17 protein-coding genes and 1 tRNA gene are annotated in these 17476 nt (G+C 48.8%); 16 read left to right on the plus strand and 2 right to left on the minus strand.

Going from position 1 to position 17476, the window contains the following annotated elements; genetic code table 11:
• Positions 1-102 precede the first annotated feature (102 nt).
• The 14 genes from AB4Z29_RS17750 to AB4Z29_RS17815 all read left to right on the plus strand — a co-directional run bounded on the left by AB4Z29_RS17750 (position 103) and on the right by AB4Z29_RS17815 (position 13578).
• Positions 103-1089: an IS4 family transposase gene (locus AB4Z29_RS17750; protein ID WP_441944360.1), complete on the plus strand. Its 987-nt coding sequence runs from the start codon at positions 103-105 to the stop codon at positions 1087-1089.
• A gap of 338 nt (positions 1090-1427) precedes the next feature.
• Entirely contained in the window at positions 1428-2039 is a 612-nt protein-coding gene (gene hisB, locus AB4Z29_RS17755; protein WP_441944361.1) for an imidazoleglycerol-phosphate dehydratase HisB, read from the plus strand.
• Position 2040: 1 nt separating this feature from the next.
• Positions 2041-2658, plus strand: coding sequence for an imidazole glycerol phosphate synthase subunit HisH (hisH, locus tag AB4Z29_RS17760; protein WP_441944362.1), 618 nt, complete (start codon positions 2041-2043; stop codon positions 2656-2658).
• 66 nt (positions 2659-2724) lie between these two features.
• Entirely contained in the window at positions 2725-3483 is a 759-nt protein-coding gene (gene hisF, locus AB4Z29_RS17765) for an imidazole glycerol phosphate synthase subunit HisF (protein ID WP_441944363.1), read from the plus strand.
• Entirely contained in the window at positions 3480-4172 is a 693-nt protein-coding gene (gene hisIE / locus AB4Z29_RS17770) for a bifunctional phosphoribosyl-AMP cyclohydrolase/phosphoribosyl-ATP diphosphatase HisIE (protein WP_441944364.1), read from the plus strand. The genes hisF and hisIE overlap by 4 nt, the downstream gene beginning before the upstream one ends.
• Before the next feature lie 43 nt (positions 4173-4215).
• The gene (gene hisJ, locus AB4Z29_RS17775) at positions 4216-5022 is read left to right on the plus strand and encodes a histidinol-phosphatase HisJ (RefSeq protein ID WP_441944365.1); all 807 of its coding nucleotides are present in this window, start codon (positions 4216-4218) and stop codon (positions 5020-5022) included.
• A 115-nt stretch (positions 5023-5137) separates the two neighbouring features.
• Positions 5138-6088 (plus strand): ribose-phosphate diphosphokinase, encoded by a 951-nt coding sequence (locus AB4Z29_RS17780; protein ID WP_183570740.1) that lies wholly within the window; start codon positions 5138-5140, stop codon positions 6086-6088.
• A 166-nt stretch (positions 6089-6254) separates the two neighbouring features.
• On the plus strand, positions 6255-8006 hold the full coding sequence (locus AB4Z29_RS17785; protein WP_441944366.1) for a tetratricopeptide repeat protein: 1752 nt from the start codon (positions 6255-6257) through the stop codon (positions 8004-8006).
• A 21-nt stretch (positions 8007-8027) separates the two neighbouring features.
• Positions 8028-8975 carry a thioredoxin-disulfide reductase gene (trxB, locus tag AB4Z29_RS17790; protein WP_441944367.1) on the plus strand — a complete coding sequence of 316 codons (948 nt, stop codon included), beginning with the start codon at positions 8028-8030 and terminating at the stop codon, positions 8973-8975.
• Between the two features lie 185 nt (positions 8976-9160).
• Positions 9161-10111 (plus strand): ROK family glucokinase, encoded by a 951-nt coding sequence (locus tag AB4Z29_RS17795; protein ID WP_183570734.1) that lies wholly within the window; start codon positions 9161-9163, stop codon positions 10109-10111.
• A 165-nt stretch (positions 10112-10276) separates the two neighbouring features.
• Complete coding sequence (gene rapZ, locus AB4Z29_RS17800; protein WP_183570732.1) at positions 10277-11164, plus strand: RNase adapter RapZ; 888 nt, start codon at positions 10277-10279, stop codon at positions 11162-11164.
• Between the two features lie 12 nt (positions 11165-11176).
• A complete protein-coding gene (locus AB4Z29_RS17805) occupies positions 11177-12163 on the plus strand; it encodes a gluconeogenesis factor YvcK family protein (RefSeq protein ID WP_441944368.1) in 987 nt (328 codons plus the stop codon).
• Between the two features lie 6 nt (positions 12164-12169).
• Entirely contained in the window at positions 12170-13099 is a 930-nt protein-coding gene (gene whiA, locus AB4Z29_RS17810; RefSeq protein WP_441944369.1) for a DNA-binding protein WhiA, read from the plus strand.
• A gap of 209 nt (positions 13100-13308) precedes the next feature.
• Complete coding sequence (locus tag AB4Z29_RS17815; RefSeq protein WP_028609180.1) at positions 13309-13578, plus strand: HPr family phosphocarrier protein; 270 nt, start codon at positions 13309-13311, stop codon at positions 13576-13578.
• Positions 13579-13959: 381 nt separating this feature from the next.
• Here AB4Z29_RS17815 and clpP read toward each other — a convergent pair whose 3' ends face one another.
• Together clpP and AB4Z29_RS17825 are read right to left on the minus strand one after the other, a co-directional pair.
• Entirely contained in the window at positions 13960-14544 is a 585-nt protein-coding gene (clpP, locus tag AB4Z29_RS17820) for an ATP-dependent Clp endopeptidase proteolytic subunit ClpP (RefSeq protein ID WP_169091151.1), read from the minus strand.
• Between the two features lie 320 nt (positions 14545-14864).
• Positions 14865-14939, minus strand: a tRNA-Arg gene (locus AB4Z29_RS17825).
• A gap of 235 nt (positions 14940-15174) precedes the next feature.
• Here AB4Z29_RS17825 and AB4Z29_RS17830 point away from each other — a divergent pair.
• Positions 15175-16212, plus strand: coding sequence for a sugar-binding transcriptional regulator (locus AB4Z29_RS17830; protein ID WP_441944370.1), 1038 nt, complete (start codon positions 15175-15177; stop codon positions 16210-16212).
• Positions 16213-16320: 108 nt separating this feature from the next.
• Positions 16321-17325 carry a type I glyceraldehyde-3-phosphate dehydrogenase gene (gene gap, locus AB4Z29_RS17835; RefSeq protein WP_441944371.1) on the plus strand — a complete coding sequence of 335 codons (1005 nt, stop codon included), beginning with the start codon at positions 16321-16323 and terminating at the stop codon, positions 17323-17325.
• The last annotated feature ends 151 nt before the right edge of the window (positions 17326-17476 follow it).

Genomic DNA, 17476 nt, shown 5'->3' on the forward strand with positions numbered 1-17476 from the left:
CAGGTCTCAGGTCTGTTGATTAACCAAAAAATGGAATGAAAAAAGGCCGCCTATTCGGTAAACTGTTTGTACCCCTACAAACATCCGAAACGAGGCGACCTCATGAAAAAGTCTACTAGGTTATCGAATATTCTGCAAACTATTTTACCGAAAGCAGAAGTGCTTCCCTTCATAGAACAGGTTGGCTACGTGGACTCTGCGCGAAAATTCACGGTRTATGATCTCTTTCTGTTTTTATCCCAAGCGGCTCTTCAGCAGTGGGAYGGCTACCGGGACGGAGAGAAACGCATGCCCTTCTCCGGGCTTGAAAGAGTGAACTATTCCACCATCTCGAAGAAAGCCAAAGAGGTTCCATTTGAGCTGTTTAAGCAGTTGCTTAGTTTGATGATAAAGAAATGCAATCGTTCAGCGCGACGCCGTCTGCGTATCCCGAAGCAGTTGCTTGTTGTCGATTCGACTAAGATAACAACAGGTAAAGAACGACTGCCCTGGGCACCACTAAAAGCCGAAAAAGCAGGGATAAAACTCCATGTTTCACTTATTGCGGATACCGCTCAGTTGCATAAAGTGACAGAGACAACTGGGAATAGCCCCGACATTTCGAGTTGTAAAGACGTGCTGGATAACCGTTTCATTTTGGTGGCAGACCGTGCGTATGGCAAGCATAAACGGTTTGATGAGTATATGGATCAACATCAATATTTTGTAATTAGGCTTAGAGATAACACACACTTTCATAAACCTGTTCTTCGGATACGCAAACGTCCGCTTGCTGGTTCTATTGAACAGGACTTGACTTGCCAACTAGGGAAAAAGGCAACCCTCTCAAAAAACCGTTTTCGGGTTGTGATCCTAAAGGACCCACAGGGCAATCCAGTCATTCTTGCAACTAATTTACACAGGCCTTCGGCTGAGAACATTGCCGCGATGTATAAGAAACGGTGGCAGATTGAAGTGTTTTTTCGTTGGATCAAGCAGCACCTGAACGTACCGCAGCTATTTGGAACAACCCCAAATGCCGTGTATGGTCAGTTGTACACGGCTTTACTGGTTTACGTGCTGCTTAAATTGTTGTTCGACCAGGGGTAGCATTCGAACGGGTAGAAACAAGTGGTTTCTATTGCACAAACTGCAACGTAGTATAGGTAGCAAATAGCAATGAGGTTTCTGATGCGCAAACTGCAACGTAGTACCGGAAGCAAGTAGCAAATTGGTTATTCTATAGTTTTTCTATACAAGCTACAACGCAGCATCAGAGCTAGTAGAAAAGCCGTTTCTATTGCCCAAAACTAAAACGCAGCATTCAAACGGTAGCAACAAAGCGGTTTCCTTGCACAAACCGCAATACAGCACCTACAAGCTAGCTTCCAAAGCAGCACCAAATACTTAGATCAACATCAAAACTAAACTTAACGGAGAAAGAAGGAATGAAAGTGTCGGAAAATCAAAATCGGGTACGCGAAGCATCGGTAGCACGCAAGACGAATGAGACGGATATTAAGCTTACATTTGCAGTGGATGGAACGGGCGAGACGAAAATCGAAACGGATGTCCCTTTCCTGAACCATATGCTTGATTTGTTTACGAAGCACGGCCAGTTCAACCTGGAGCTTGAAGCGCGCGGAGATATTGACATTGACGATCACCATACGGTAGAGGATATCGGCATTTGCATCGGCCAGACGCTTCGCGAGGCGCTGGGCGACAAACGCGGGATCAAACGTTATGCCAGCGTATTCGTACCAATGGATGAGGCGCTTGCACAGGTTATTATCGACGTGAGCAACCGTCCGCATTTCGAATACCGCGCGGAGTACCCTTCTGCACAGGTAGGCAGCTTCTCTACGGAGCTTGTTCATGAGTTTCTTTGGAAGCTGGCACTGGAGTCCCGCATTACGCTCCACGTCATTGTGCACTACGGCAAAAACACGCACCACATGATCGAGGCGGTATTTAAAGCGCTTGGACGTGCGCTGGATGAAGCGACGAGCATTGACCCGCGCGTGCAAGGAGTACCTTCGACGAAGGGAGTGCTATAGCATGATCGCGATTATCGATTACGGCATGGGCAATCTGCACAGCGTAAGCAAAGCGGTAGAGCGTCTGGGCTATGAGGCGGTCATTACCGATGATCCGGCAACAATCGCTGCAGCAGCAGGCGCAATCCTGCCGGGCGTTGGGGCTTTCGGCGATGCGATGCAGAACCTGCGCGAGACGAAGCTTGACGAGGTAGCGAAGGCTTACGCTGCATCAGGAAAGCCGATGCTCGGCATTTGCCTTGGCATGCAGCTGCTATTCACTGCGAGCGAGGAGTACGGCATGCATGAGGGGCTGAATCTTTTGCCCGGCAAGGTTGTGCGCTTCTCGGGAGATTACAAAATTCCGCATATGGGCTGGAACAAGCTGTCGTTCCTTCAAGGGCAATCGCCGTTATTTAATGGTTTGACTGAAGGCCATGTCTATTTTGTCCACTCCTTCCATGCGAAGGTGGAGCAGGCCTCCGATCTGCTTGCGACTACGGATTATTACCAGCAGGTAACGGCTATTGTCGGGCGCGGCAACGTATTCGGCATGCAGTTCCATCCTGAGAAAAGCGGAGATCTGGGCATGCAGCTGCTAGGCAGCTTCCTTGCGCTGACGAAAAACGAGCAGTCATAATCTCGTTATTTATAGGATGGATAATATATTGAAGCCCGTTTATCGGGGAAAAAAGGAGAGGGAAACATGCTGGCGAAGCGTATTATTCCATGCCTGGACGTGAAGGATGGCCGCGTTGTGAAAGGCGTGAACTTCGTAAATTTGCGCGATGCCGGAGATCCCGTCGAGCTTGCGGCTACCTATGACAAGGAAGGCGCGGATGAGCTTGTCTTTTTGGACATCTCGGCTTCGGTAGAGGGCCGCGCAACCATGATCGAGGTCGTCAAACGGACGGCTGGTGAAATTACGATTCCGTTCACGGTAGGCGGAGGCATTTCCCATGTCGATGACATGAAACGGCTGCTGCGTGCGGGCGCTGACAAAATCGGCATTAATACTGCAGCCGTCGTTAATCCTGCGCTTGTGCAGGAGGGCTCCCGCAAATTCGGCTCGCAGTGCATTGTGGTTGCCATAGACGCAAAGTTTAATGCGGAGTGGGGCGAGTGGGAAGTTTATACGCACGGTGGACGCAAAACAACGGGCATCAAAGCTCTAGAATGGGCTCGCGAGGTGGAGAGGCTTGGCGCGGGTGAAATTCTGCTGACGAGCATGGACGCCGACGGTACGAAGGATGGCTTCGATATTAAGCTGACCAAGGCGGTTTCCGAATCGCTGGGCATTCCGGTTATCGCTTCAGGCGGAGCGGGAAGAATCGAGCATTTCAACGATGTATTCAAGCAAGCTAATGCAGATGCTGCTCTTGCTGCAACGATTTTCCACTATAAAGAAATGACGATCCGTGAAGTGAAAGACGATTTGCGGTTAAAGGGAGTAGAAGTACGATGACGGAATTCAATTTAAACGATCTGAGCTCAAGCATTAAATGGGACGAAGCGGGGCTCGTTCCTGCAATCGTGCAGGATGCGCAAAGCAAAGAAGTGCTTATGATGGCATACATGAGCAAGGAGTCGCTGCAGCTGTCGGTAGAATCGGGCGTGACTTGGTTCTGGAGCAGGTCGCGCAATGAGCTGTGGAATAAAGGCGCGACAAGCGGACATACGCAGCGCATTGTCTCTTTGGCCTACGATTGCGATGGCGACACGCTTTTGGTAAAGGTTGATCAAAAAGGTCCAGCCTGCCATACGGGCCGCTATAGCTGCTTCTTCAACCATGTTGAGGTGAACGGAAACGCAGCAGCTTCCACAAGCGATGCAGCACCGGCTGCGGACCGTTTCGGAACGCTGGGACAGCTGGAAGGCACGATAGCTGAGCGCTATGCGGAGCGTCCTGAGGGCTCTTATACGTCTTATCTGTTCGACAAAGGCGTGGACAAAATATTGAAAAAGGTCGGCGAGGAAGCTTCTGAGGTCATTATCGCCGCCAAAAATAAAGACAACGATGAGCTGAGAAGCGAAGTCGGCGATCTGATTTTCCACTTGATGGTGCTGCTTCGCGAGAGAGGGCTGCCGCTTGATGATGTAATTAGCGAAATCCATAGCCGTCATGGGAAAAAGACAACGAACAAAATGAGATAGCGAACGCTTATCTTCAAATAATGAAAGAAAGGCCGGTACGCACATGTTTATCGATTACCATACCCATCATGCCCGTTGCGGCCACGCCGTAGGCGAGCTGGAGGAATACGTACGGAAGGGAATAGAGATCGGACTCGTGCAGCTCGGCCTTTCCGATCATATGCCGCTGCTCCACGTTGACCCTGCTTCGTATTATCCGGAGATGGCCATGCCAATGGAGGAGCTGCCCCGATACGTAGAGGAGTGCCTAGCGCTCAAGGAAAAGTACAAGGGGCAGATCGACATTCGGGTAGGCTTGGAAGGCGATTATATCGAGGGCTGCGAGCAGCAGATCGAAGCAATCGTGAATGCCTACCCATGGGATTATGTCATTGGCTCCGTTCACTTTCTTGGCGAATGGGACATTACCGATTTCCGGCAAACGGCAGGGTGGGAAGGCCGTGACCGCATGGCCGTTTACGAACAGTATTACGCTGCTGTAGGGAAAGCGGCGGCGAGCGGCTTTTATGATTATATTGGGCATATCGACGTGATCAAACGCTTCGGCTTCAAGCCGGAGGAGGATGTAACCCACTTGGAGAATGCGGCGCTTCAAGCGGTCAAGCGAAGCGGGATGGCCATTGAGCTTAACGCATCGGGTCTGCGCACGCCTGCCGCAGAGATGTTCCCAAGCCGCAGAATGCTCGAATATGCGCTTGAGTTAGGCATTCCGCTCACCGTAGGATCGGATGCTCATCAACCGGAAAGACTCGGGCAATACTTGGATCAAGCCTACTCCGTACTGAGAGAAGTTGGATATAAGCAGCTGGCGACATTTAATTGTCGAAAATTAGTGATGATTGATTTTTGAAATATCGTAAATTACATGTATAATATAGAAGATCAAACAAGCTTTGTCGAATGATCCGACAAGGACGAGTACTTGTTCCGTAAAATTAATTGGTTTTAACGCTCAGGAGGGTATCATGTTAAGCGACAAGGTGCGTATTTTTTCGGGTTCGTCTAATCCGGTATTGGCTCAGAAAATTAGTGCAGAGCTTGGTCTGACGTTAGGCGCGATCAAGATGTCCCGTTTCAAAAGCGGTGAGATTTATGTGCATTACGAGGAAACGATTCGGAATTGTGATGTATTCCTCGTGCAATCGTTCTCGCATCCGATCAACGAGCATTTTGTCGAATTGCTCGTTATGATTGATGCGGCGAAGCGTGCATCCGCAAGAACGGTCAACATCATCATGCCGTATTACGGCTATGCGCGTCAGGAGCGCAAAGCAGCGCCACGGGAGCCGATTTCAGCGAAAATGCTGGCGGATGTGCTCACGACTGTTGGAGCGAACCGCGTAATCACAATCGACCTACATGCTCCAGCTATTCAAGGCTTCTTCAACATTCCGGTCGATCATATGACGGCGCTTGATCTCATCAGCGATTACTTGAAGACAAAGAACATCAAGAACCCGGTTGTCGTATCGCCGGATGCAGGACGTGCTTCAACCGCAGAGAAGCTTGCGAACTACCTGGATACATCGTTCGCGATTATGATCAAGAAACGCCCAGCGCACAACGAATCGGTTATTACACACGTAATCGGGGATGTCGAAGGTCAGACGCCTATTATCATTGAGGATCTGATTGATACGGGCTCAACAATCGTAAACGTTGTGGAGGGCTTGAAGGAGCGCGGCGCCGAGGATGTATACGTATGCGCAACGCACCCGCTATTCTCCGGCTCAGCCATTGAGCGTTTGGATCATCCTAATATTAAAGAGGTTATCGTTACGGACTCCATCAGCTTGCCGGAATCGACGCCGGAACGCTTTAAGGTGCTATCGGTTGCCCCTCTGCTTGCAGAAGCAACACGCATCATTTTGGAGGGCGGCTCCATCAGTACTTTGTTCAAAAACAACGGCGTATAAGCGCTCATTCAGGAATGCCGATTGCATGAATTGAATAGCAAGGACGCGGGAAATCGCGGGTGGCGTATTTGCTGTCCGCGATTTTCCCACATATTCTTTCATGTTCTCAAAGGTATGGCTATGGTATAATCGTAGAAAATCGGAAGTAACGGGAGGTGCCTTGCCAGTGAAAGGGAAGAAACGTGTTGCCGTAGATCAACAGACGAAAGTCATACCGGTTCAATGGGACGCCACGTTTTTTTTCGAACGTGCGGTTCGGTCACTAGATCGATTCCATTATGACAAGGCACTTAAATATTTTCGTCGCGCCGTGGAATACGAGCCGGATAATCCGGTAAACCATTGCAATATGGCCGGCATCCTATCGGAAATGGGCAATTATGAGGAATCCAACCGGATTCTGGGCTGGATTGTGGATGAGCTTGATCCGACGATGACGGAATGCCATTTCTATATGGCGAACAATTATGCGAATATGGAACAATATGAAGCGGCCGAAGGCTCGCTTATACGATATTTAGAAGAGGATTCGGAAGGACAGTTCCTAGATGAGGCAGAGGATATGATGGATCTTCTGCATTATGAGCTGGAGCGCCCGACGCGTCTGACGAATATTAAATCGCGCGAAGGCATGGTTGAGCATGATTTGGCCCGCACTCTGCTGGAGGAAGGCAAATTCACTGAGGCTGTGCGTATTCTAGAGAAAATTATTGAGGGACAGCCGGACTTCCTTGCTGCCCGCAACAATTTGGCGCTGGCTTATTATTATATGGGCATGTTCGACAAGGCGATGGATACCATTCATGAGGTGCTTGAGCTTGAAGCGGGCAATCTCCACGCGCTTTGCAACCTCGCCATCTTCTATCAGCATAAGAACGACGAAGCAAGCCTGCGGCCGCTTGTCGAGCTGCTTACGAAGACGGTACCGTTTCATCAGGAGCATGTGTTTAAACTGGCAACGACTATGGGCATCTTAGGAGAGCATGGAGCTGCTTACAAGCATTTTACAAGGCTTCTGAAAGACTCTGAGCTGACGCAGGATCCGAGCTTATATCATTATGCGGCTGTTGCCGCTTGCAATATCGGACGCTTGCAGGAAGCGGAACGGCTATGGAAGCAGACGATTAAGCTGGACCCCAAATCGGGCATACCCCATTATTATATGGAGCAGCTAGAGCTATTGCGCGGCGGAGAGATGACGGCATCGATCAGCTATCACTATCATTTGCCATTCGAGGAGCAATTCAAGCTGTGGGAGAAATCCTCAGATGGCATTCCCGATCATCTTAAACGTGACCCGCTCGTTCGGTCATCGTTTTTCTGGGCGCTGCGCCATGGCGACCAGCATACGAAGCTACAGGTCATTCAGGCTTTAGGCATGATCGCGGACAGCGAAGTGAAGGATGTGCTCCAAACCTTCCTGCTAGAACGGGACGAGGATGACTACCTGAAGCGCATTGCCATCTTCGTGCTTCGAACCATGGGCGTGCAAGAGCCGTTGCCGATCTTCCTGGAAGGAAAAGAAACCGTCATTGAGCCTAACCGGGTTCCTTCGCGGCTTCCTGTTTGGGAAGACAAGTGGCAGGCTGTTGTGGAAACGGCGCTTTCCCGCATGAGCAAGCAATACGATTTGGTGCAGCAGCATGACTTAATGACCTTATGGGTAGAGTTTCTATCACGCGTGTATCCGGATGTCCCTAAGCTTGCGAAGCCTGAGGGCTGGGCAGCTGCTTTGGAATATTTGACGGCCAAGATGCACCGGAGGTCGATCTCGTACCATGAAGTCTCGGTTAGGTATGGAACGTCGATCGCGACAGTCAGCAAGAACGTCAAGCTGATTGACGAGGTATGCGGTATCAAAGAAAAGATGAAGTCGATGAGCTCTGTCTTCTCGACGCAGGAAGCGCAGGACGAATAAACTTTTACGAGGTGAAAGACGATGTACAAATCCATTATTATCGGTACCGGCCCTGCCGGACTTACAGCAGCTATTTACTTGGCACGCGCCAATATGAACCCGCTTATTATTGAAGGACCTGAGCCTGGCGGGCAATTGACGACTACGACTGAGGTTGAGAACTTCCCTGGTTTCCCGGAAGGCATTATGGGACCAGAGCTCATGGCGAACATGCGCAAGCAAGCGGAGCGTTTCGGCGCAAAGTTTATTACGGGTTGGGTTAACAGCGTGGATATGTCCGAGCGTCCTTTCAAGCTTCAGGTTGAAGGCCAAGGTGAAATTGTGGGCGAGAGCGTCATTATCTCCACAGGGGCATCGGCTAAATACCTCGGAATTCCTGGCGAGAGAGACAATGTCGGCAAAGGAGTCAGCACTTGCGCAACTTGCGATGGTTTCTTCTTCCGTGGCAAGAAAATTATCGTTGTCGGCGGCGGCGACTCCGCGATGGAGGAAGCAAGCTTCCTAACCCGCTTTGCAACGAACGTAGAGCTGGTTAACCGCCGAGATGAGCTGCGTGCCTCCAAAATTATGCAGGACCGCGCTCGCGAGAACGAAAAAATCAGCTGGAGCCTAAACCGTACGCCGGTTGAGGTTGTCGCAACGGGCATGGGCGTTACTGGACTTAAGGTCCGTGACAATGTAACGGGCGAAGAAGACGTTATCGAAACAGACGGTATCTTCATTGCAATTGGGCATACGCCTAATACAAAGTTCCTAAACGGCCAAATTGACACGGATGATAATGGCTACATTGTCGTGAAGCCGGGCACCTCCGAAACGAACGTACCAGGCGTATTCGCTTGCGGCGATGTACAAGACAGCAAATACCGCCAAGCGATTACAGCAGCGGGCAGCGGTTGTATGGCGGCTCTTGATTGCGAGAGATTCCTCGAGGGCACCGTGACGCATGACTGGAGCCAATCGCTTTAATACTTGCCGAATAAGCAACATAAGATAGAGAAAGGGCTATACCGGCAGAGCGCGACGCTTGAAGGTATAGCCTTTTCAATAGCCAAGAATGCCCCTTTTACCCGTATTCATCTATCTTGACCAGAGGATAAAGGTCGCTTATAGTGTTACAGAGAAGATTAACATATTGATGAGGTGGACTAGTGATGTCTGAAAAGATTTACGTTGGAGTCGATGTCGGCGGAACAGCAATTAAGGTAGGCATTTGCAATGCGGATGGGCAGTTGCTCCACACGTATGAAGGGCCGACGGAAGCGAGTAAAGGAACGGACACTATCCTTCAAAATATCGCAAAATACGCGCAGCAAATCGTAACAGAATCCGACTTTTCATGGGAGCAAGTAGACGGTGTAGGCGTAGGCATTGCCGGCTTCTTGGATATTCCGAACGGTATTGTGAAATTTGCGCCAAACCTGAAAATTGAGAACGTCAATTTGAAAGCGTATTTGGAGCAAGAGCTCAATAAGACGGTTAAAGTTAACAATGATGCGAATGTGGCGGCACTAGGCGAGGCTTGGGGCGGAGCGGGCAAAGGAATTGGACACTGCGTATGCTATACGCTCGGAACAGGCGTAGGCGGCGGCATTATTATAGAAGGCAAAATCGTAGAAGGATATATGGGGATGGCGGGCGAGCTGGGTCATATGGCAATCGTGCCTGATCTTGAGGCCATTCAATGCGGCTGCGGCAAAATGGGCTGCTTGGAAACGGTATCCTCTGCAACCGGTATTATTCGTATGGCGAAGGACGCTGTAGAACGCGGCGACCGCACATCGCTTTCATCCGTAGAAGATATTATGGCAAAGGACGTCCTTGACGCTGCGAAAGCAGGCGACGAGGTAGCGACTCGTATTGTAAACCGTGCTGCCTATTATTTGGGCAAATCGATGGCTATGATCGCTATAGTGCTTAATCCGCAATATTTCATTATCGGCGGCGGCGTATCCAAAGCGGGAGATTTCCTATTCGATCAAATCCGCGAAGTATTCGAGAAATACACGCAGGAGCAAGCGAAGGAAAACGTGAAAATCGTAGCGGCAACGCTAGGCAACAATGCAGGCGTAGTTGGTGCAGCAGGACTTATTCTTAGAGGTTAGTTATTAGGAGACTTTGCATTCGCAAAGTCTAAGCATATCCTTACGAGGTGACTTTGCATCCGCAAAGTCTGAGCATATCCTTACGAAGTGACTTTGCATCCGCAAAGTCTAAGCATATCCTTACGAAGTGACTTTGCATTCGCAAAGTCTTTAGGAGGTTTGATCATGGAAACGACAGCAACAGTAGCGAAGCTTGTCATTATAACCGGGATGTCTGGCGCGGGCAAAACGATTGCTGTCCAAAGCCTGGAGGACCTCGGTTTCTTCTGCGTTGACAATTTGCCGCCCGTTCTTATACCAAAGTTCGCGGAGCTGATTGAACAGTCGAACGGTAAGATTGGAAACGTGGCGCTCGTTATCGATTTGCGCGGCAGGGAGTTTTTTACGGCGCTTTCGGAGTCGCTTGCTTATATCAAGGAGCATTACACGATTAGCTGTGAAATTTTGTTTCTGGATGCAACAGACGGCGTGCTCGTTCAACGCTATAAGGAAAGCCGTCGCCGACATCCGCTTGCTCCTGAGGGCATGCCGCTTGAAGGAATCAAGAATGAACGGCGTCTCTTAGAAGACCTGAAAGGGTGGGCTTCTCAGGTTATTGACACCAGTACACTGAAGCCGACGCATCTGAAAGAACGGATTATTTCCCATTTTACAAATCTTGAGCAAAACAGCCTATCGATTAACGTTACCTCATTCGGTTTTAAGTATGGCATTCCGATTGATGCTGACTTAATTTATGATGTTCGATTTTTGCCTAATCCTCATTATATTGAGCATTTGAGACCCAACACCGGTCAAACCCCCGAAGTGTACGAATATGTTATGAAGTGGCCTGAAACACAGCAATTCCTCACAAAGCTGCTAGACATGCTGCAATTCCTTATTCCGCTTTATCGCAAGGAAGGCAAAAGTCAGGTTGTTATTGGTATTGGCTGCACTGGCGGGAAACATCGTTCCGTTGCCATAGCTGAATATTTGGGACGCATGCTCGGCAGCAGCGATACGGAACGTGTGCGTGTCAGTCATCGCGATGCCGAACGTGACAAGCATTGACGAGGTGAGAGAATGCAAAGTAGGCACAAAATTCTGAGAAGGCCGAAGATCGTCGTCATTGGCGGCGGTACGGGCCTCTCAGTCATGCTTCGCGGGCTTAAAGAGAAACCGCTCGATATAACGGCGATCGTAACGGTTGCCGACGATGGAGGCAGCTCAGGTATTTTGCGTAACGAGCTGCAGATCCCCCCGCCTGGCGATATAAGGAATGTGTTAATGGCACTCGCGGATGCAGAACCGCTTCTGACCGAGGTGCTGCAATACCGCTTCAAAACAGTGCCGGGCTTAGCGGGACATAGTCTTGGCAATCTGATGCTGGCGGCAATGACGGATATTTCCGGCGATTTCGTTACCGGCATACGTGAGCTAAGCAGGGTTCTTGCCGTTCGAGGACGTGTGCTGCCGGCAGCAGGCAAAGCGATTGTGTTGAAAGCAGAGATGGAAGACGGCACGATCGTGACCGGGGAATCGATGATTCCCAAGGCGGGAAAAGTAATCAAGCGAGTATTTCTGGAGCCGACCAATGTGGAGCCGCTTCAGGAAGCAGTAGAAGCCATCGAACAAGCAGACGCGATCTTAATTGGTCCCGGGAGTTTATATACAAGCATCATTCCTAATTTACTTGTTCCCAAGCTAGCCAATGCCATTGTGGAATCTGAGTCTGTGAAGCTGTTTGTGTGCAATGTTATGACACAGCCCGGCGAAACCGATAATTATTCAGTAGGCGATCATTTGGATGCGATTCATGCGCACATTGGCCATCATTTATTCGATTATGTAATTGTAAACGACGGTGAGATTCCGCCCCAGATTGAAAGCAAGTATGCTGAGCTGGGTGCGAAAGCGGTGCATCTCGATTTGGATGCAGTCACACAGAAGGGCTATGAGGTTATAGCAGACCGACTTGTTTTATTCCGAACTTTTTTACGGCATGATGCCGAGCGTTTAAGCCATCATATATATAAGCTGGTGGAGAACTGGATGTTACGAAAGAGGTGATACACAATGTCATTTGCGGCGCAAACGAAGAAAGAGCTGACACTAATTGAGGCGGACAGCTGTTGTGAGAGAGCGGAGCTATCCGCGCTTATACGGATGAACGGTTCGGTTAGCRTATCCAGCCGCAAAGTCGTTTTGGACATCTCAACGGAAAATGCCGCGATTGCCAGAAGAATTTATTCCCTGCTCAAAAAACATTATGAAATACATGTCGAGCTGCTCGTTCGCAAGAAAATGCGGCTGAAGAAAAACAACGTGTATATCGTGAGAATCCCGGCTGGGGTACAAGAAATATTGAGCGAGCTCAAAATTGTATCCGAAGGATTTATGTTCAACTTGGGCATCGACAAGGAAATTATTCGCAAGCCTTGCTGCAAGCGCTCCTATTTGCGCGGTGCTTTTCTTGCTGGAGGCTCGGTCAACAATCCGGAGGGCTCCTCTTATCATTTGGAGATATCCTCTATGTATCAAGAGCATTGCGAGTCACTGGTAGACCTTGCGAACAAATTCGATCTTAACGCTAGGTGCATCGAACGGAAGAAGGGTTTTATTTTCTATATTAAAGAGGGCGAGAAAATTATCGAACTCCTCAATATAATCGGCGCGCATCAAGCTTTGTTCAAGTTTGAAGATGTTCGAATCATGCGCGATATGCGCAACTCCGTTAACCGTATCGTGAATTGTGAAACGGCTAACCTGAATAAAACGATCGGCGCAGCTGTTCGGCAGATTGAGAATATCAAGCTGCTGCAGCGCGAAGTAGGCCTCGACAGCCTGCCAGATAAGCTGAAGGAAGTTGCCGAGATTAGGCTTTTGCACCCGGATATGAATCTGACAGAGGTTGGCGAAATGCTGGGAGGAAAGGTTAGTAAGTCGGGTGTAAACCACCGTTTGCGCAAAATCGACGAACTCGCGGAAAAAATCCGCGGCGTATGAACTTTCATCCTAGTGTATCGGCTGGTATAATGATATAATAATTTAAAATGTCTTTATTTATGAAGATAGGAATGCGAAGCAAACAAGCAAAAGCATTTTTGTCTTTGACCGGAAAACAAGCTTTCGCAGCAAGAGGACGGCGGCATTACAGCCGTATGTGCATGTGCCGCATGCTAATGCTTGAGTAAAATATAGGGGGTATGGTTTCCATGACAAGGCTTCCGGTTGTTGTTCGTCTTAAGACGGGACTACATGCAAGACCAGCAGCATTATTCGTACAAGAAGCGAACAAATTTTCCTCCGAAGTATTTGTAGAGAAAGACGACAAAAAAGTGAACGCTAAATCCATAATGGGGATTATGAGCTTAGCAATCAGCTCGGGCACTGAAGTATCCATAAGTGCAGAGGGTTCGGATGCAGAGCAGGCTGTAAACGCTTTAGTCGCTTTGGTAAGCAAAGAAGAACTGGAAAACCAATAATTCGTTAAAATTAAATAAAAGCCGTCCAGGGTCGCATGACCGAGGGTGGCTTTTTTTAATATCTAAGAATTTAAATGTTTTCACATATAAATGTACTAATTTCTCTCCGCGAAACGACTGCTTTTGCCACAGAGATCAGCGACAGCCGTTTACGCTTGACGTATAGGAAAGGATATGAGTTGCTCATCCTTTTTCTATACGTTTCGCCGAAACGATGGCGTTTATAGAAAGGACGCCGTCAGACGTTTCTTCTTAATAGGTGAAGCTTATGAAATCAGCGATTCATTCTGACGTTTAATCGTCATACAAAAAACGGGGCTGCTCCCTGGGTCTATTCAGACCCATGGGAGCAGCCCCGTTTGTCATGGAGCGTGAAACGTATTAAGCAAGCTTCTCGATTACTTTATCGACAAGACCATATTCCTTCGCTTCAGCAGCACTCATGAAATAGTCACGGTCCGTATCCTTCTCTATACGCTCTAGCGATTGGCCGCTGCGCTCTGCAAGGATACCGTTCAGCTTATCACGCATACCAATAATACGTTTTGCGCGGATAGCAATATCACTTGCTTGGCCTTCTGCTCCGCCTAGCGGCTGGTGAATCATGACCTCGCTGTTCGGAAGCGCGTAACGCTTGCCAATGGCGCCAGCAGTAAGCAAGAAAGCTCCCATAGAAGCAGCCATACCTACGCAAATGGTCGACACGTCAGGTTTAATGTATTGCATTGTATCGTAAATAGCCATGCCTGCCGTAATCGAACCGCCTGGGCTGTTAATATAAAGAGAAATGTCCTTCTCTGGGTCGTCTGCTGCCAGGAATAGCAATTGCGCAATGATGGAGTTGGCCACCACGTCGTTTACACCCGAGCCAAGAAAAATAATGCGGTCTTTCAATAGGCGAGAGTAAATGTCATACGCACGCTCACCTCGATTGTTTTGCTCAATAACCATAGGAACGAAATTCATATCCAACGTAAGCCCCCTCCTCGAAAAACAATGAATGGTTAAATCGTATTTTCATAATAACGGATGAAAAAGCAAAAGTCAAAGATAGTCAGACAAATCCCGTTATCTACCGTTATTCCTGAATGAAAAAGGGAACGTTGCGCCTTGTAACAGGGAATCTAGTGCGTTTCGGCATGCTTCGGACAAGGACACGGGTGGGTAAAAAGCTGGATGGACTACAGATGGAACGAGTGAAAATAAAAAAGACCGTTCCCATGTATAGGAACGGTCTGTGTGTATCAATATAGAAATTGCAAGCCGAGTAGGCTGAAATAGCGTTGTGGCGCGCCCGCAAGGAATCGAACCTAGATCTCAGCCTTCGGAGGGCTGCGTCATATCCATTGGACCACGGGCGCGTAAAATAGTCGCAAAAATTATTATATGATATTCAAGCAACGAAAGCAAGAGTAGTTCAAAAATTAAATTTGTTAAAAATGTGTCGGAAATCGTTTTCAAAACAGAAACGGCTATTGCTTCAAGAACCATTTTCCGCTAAAATAAAGGTGGGACTTGAAATGATACCGCGGGACATATTGAGTCCAATGTGTTTGAACCGAATACGCTAGAGGCCGATGGAGTGAAGGATGAGAGATGCGTCAGATCGTTGAACTGCAGCAGCAGCTTGTGCCTGATCTGCTCGACGTCATGAAGAAACGGTATTCGATTCTGCATCGGGTGATGCTGTCGGATTTAATCGGACGCCGAACGCTGGCGTCGGCATTATCGATGACGGAGCGGATGCTCCGTGCGGAGACCGACTTTCTGAAATCGCAGGGGCTGCTCGAGATTCACTCGGCGGGTATGCGAATTAGCGATTCAGGCAAGGTATTGCTAGAACAGCTTGAGCCTTTTTACAAAACCATGTTCGGGCTATCCGAGCTGGAAGAAACGATTCGTACGCATTACGGCTTATCGCAGGTCGTGATCGTTGCGGGCGATTCCGAGGTGTCTGCACAGACTAAGCGAGAGCTTGGACGTGCATGCAGTCAGATCCTAGTCAAAGTTATGCGGCCAAACGATGTTGTGGCCGTAACCGGCGGGACCACGATTGCTCAAGTATCAAACCAGCTAGCGAGCTCATCGGAGCTGAAGACGAATTGGTTCGTACCGGCGAGAGGCGGCCTAGGAGAGAGCCTAGACTATCAAGCCAACACGATTGCATCGATGATGGCCAAGCGAACAGGGGCGCAATACAGGCTTCTGCATGTGCCGGATCATCTGGGCGAGGAAGCATTCGCCTCCATTATGAACGAACCGAATATTCGCGAGATTGTAGATGTTATCCGCAGTGCTCGCATCGTTGTACATGGAATCGGAGATGCTATGGTCATGGCAAGACGCCGTCGATTGGATCGTGCGATTATCGATGCTATGGAAGCCGAGGGAGCTTTGGCGGAATCATTCGGTTTTTATTTCGACCGAAAAGGCGCCGTCGTGCACAAAATGCAAACGGTAGGGTTACGGCTTGAGGATATTGTGAAGACTGAAGTTGTTATAGGCGTAGCCGGAGGGAAGAGCAAAGGCGAGGCAATAGCAGCGATTATGCGCTTCGGCCATAATGACGTGCTTGTGACCGATGAAGCGGCAGCACTGGAAATGGTAGCGTTAATCGAGCAGGAAAAGAATTAGCGCCAAACAGCAGTAAGGAATCATGATGATTAGCAAAGGGCTCCGGCCATTCGCGAAGCATCTTGAAATATATTCATTTCTTTTAAAAACGCTTAGGAGGAATTACAAATGGTTAAAGTTGGTATTAATGGTTTTGGTCGCATCGGCCGTAACGTATTTCGCGCAGCACTGAACAACCCTGATGTTCAAATCGTGGCAGTAAACGATCTTACAGACACTGCAACACTGGCACATCTTCTGAAATACGATACAACTCACGGTCAACTTGACGGTACTGTTGAAGCAAAAGAAGGCGCGCTTGTTGTTAACGGACGCGAAATCAAAGTATTCGCAGAGCGCAACCCTGCTGACCTTCCATGGGGATCTGTTGGCGTTGAAATCGTAGTTGAATCAACTGGTATTTTCACAGCGAAAGAAAAAGCTGAGCTTCACTTGCAAGGCGGCGCTAAAAAAGTTATCATCTCCGCTCCAGCAACGAACGAAGATATTACAGTGGTTATCGGCGTTAACGAAGACAAATACGACGCTGCGGCACATACCATTATTTCCAACGCTTCTTGTACAACGAACTGCCTAGCTCCTTTCGCAAAAGTATTGAACGACAAATTCGGAATCGTTAAAGGTATGATGACAACTATTCACTCATACACAAATGACCAATCCGTACTTGACGTTCCACACAAAGACTTGCGTCGTGCTCGCGCAGCTGCTGAGAACATCATTCCTTCGTCAACTGGCGCAGCAAAAGCTGTTTCTCTTGTACTTCCTGAGCTTAAAGGCAAATTGAACGGTATGGCTATGCGTGTTCCTACACCTAACGTATCCGTAACAGATCTTGTTGCTGAGCTTAAAGTAGATGTAACTGTAGAAGAAGTGAACGCAGCATTGAAAGAAGCTGCTGACGGACCTCTTAAAGGCATCTTGAACTACAACGAATTGCCGCTTGTATCAAGCGACTACAATAGCGACCCTGCTTCTTCCACAATCGATGGTCTTTCGACTATGGTTGTTGAAGGCAACATGGTTAAAGTTATCTCATGGTACGACAACGAGTGGGGCTACTCGAACCGCGTAGTTGATCTTGCTGCTTACATCGCTAGCAAAGGTCTGTAAGCAAAGAAGGCGGACGGACCCGCGGCTTTCGCGCAGGCGGAGCACAGGTCTATGATTTGCGGCTTCTAGGAGACGTAAATCACGGGGGCGTTTCTTCTTTGAAGGAGCGCCCTTCTTTTTTTTTGTAAATCGACGGCTATCCCTTTCCATA

This window comes from Paenibacillus sp. 2TAB23 (assembly GCF_052115165.1).
Classification (GTDB): Bacteria; Bacillota; Bacilli; order Paenibacillales; family Paenibacillaceae; genus Pristimantibacillus.

Bases quoted from the DNA above. Each gene is read 5' to 3' on its own strand.
- hisJ (WP_441944365.1), top strand. From the start codon at position 4,216: ATGTTTATCGATTACCATACCCATCATGCCCGTTGCGGCCACGCCGTA.
- hisH (WP_441944362.1), top strand. From the start codon at position 2,041: ATGATCGCGATTATCGATTACGGCATGGGCAATCTGCACAGCGTAAGC.
- AB4Z29_RS17830 (WP_441944370.1), top strand. From the start codon at position 15,175: ATGCGTCAGATCGTTGAACTGCAGCAGCAGCTTGTGCCTGATCTGCTC.
- AB4Z29_RS17780 (WP_183570740.1), top strand. From the start codon at position 5,138: ATGTTAAGCGACAAGGTGCGTATTTTTTCGGGTTCGTCTAATCCGGTA.
- hisB (WP_441944361.1), top strand. From the start codon at position 1,428: ATGAAAGTGTCGGAAAATCAAAATCGGGTACGCGAAGCATCGGTAGCA.
- hisF (WP_441944363.1), top strand. From the start codon at position 2,725: ATGCTGGCGAAGCGTATTATTCCATGCCTGGACGTGAAGGATGGCCGC.
- rapZ (WP_183570732.1), top strand. From the start codon at position 10,277: ATGGAAACGACAGCAACAGTAGCGAAGCTTGTCATTATAACCGGGATG.
- gap (WP_441944371.1), top strand. From the start codon at position 16,321: ATGGTTAAAGTTGGTATTAATGGTTTTGGTCGCATCGGCCGTAACGTA.
- trxB (WP_441944367.1), top strand. From the start codon at position 8,028: ATGTACAAATCCATTATTATCGGTACCGGCCCTGCCGGACTTACAGCA.
- clpP (WP_169091151.1), bottom strand. From the start codon at position 14,544: ATGAATTTCGTTCCTATGGTTATTGAGCAAAACAATCGAGGTGAGCGT.
- AB4Z29_RS17805 (WP_441944368.1), top strand. From the start codon at position 11,177: ATGCAAAGTAGGCACAAAATTCTGAGAAGGCCGAAGATCGTCGTCATT.
- hisIE (WP_441944364.1), top strand. From the start codon at position 3,480: ATGACGGAATTCAATTTAAACGATCTGAGCTCAAGCATTAAATGGGAC.
- AB4Z29_RS17815 (WP_028609180.1), top strand. From the start codon at position 13,309: ATGACAAGGCTTCCGGTTGTTGTTCGTCTTAAGACGGGACTACATGCA.
- AB4Z29_RS17795 (WP_183570734.1), top strand. From the start codon at position 9,161: ATGTCTGAAAAGATTTACGTTGGAGTCGATGTCGGCGGAACAGCAATT.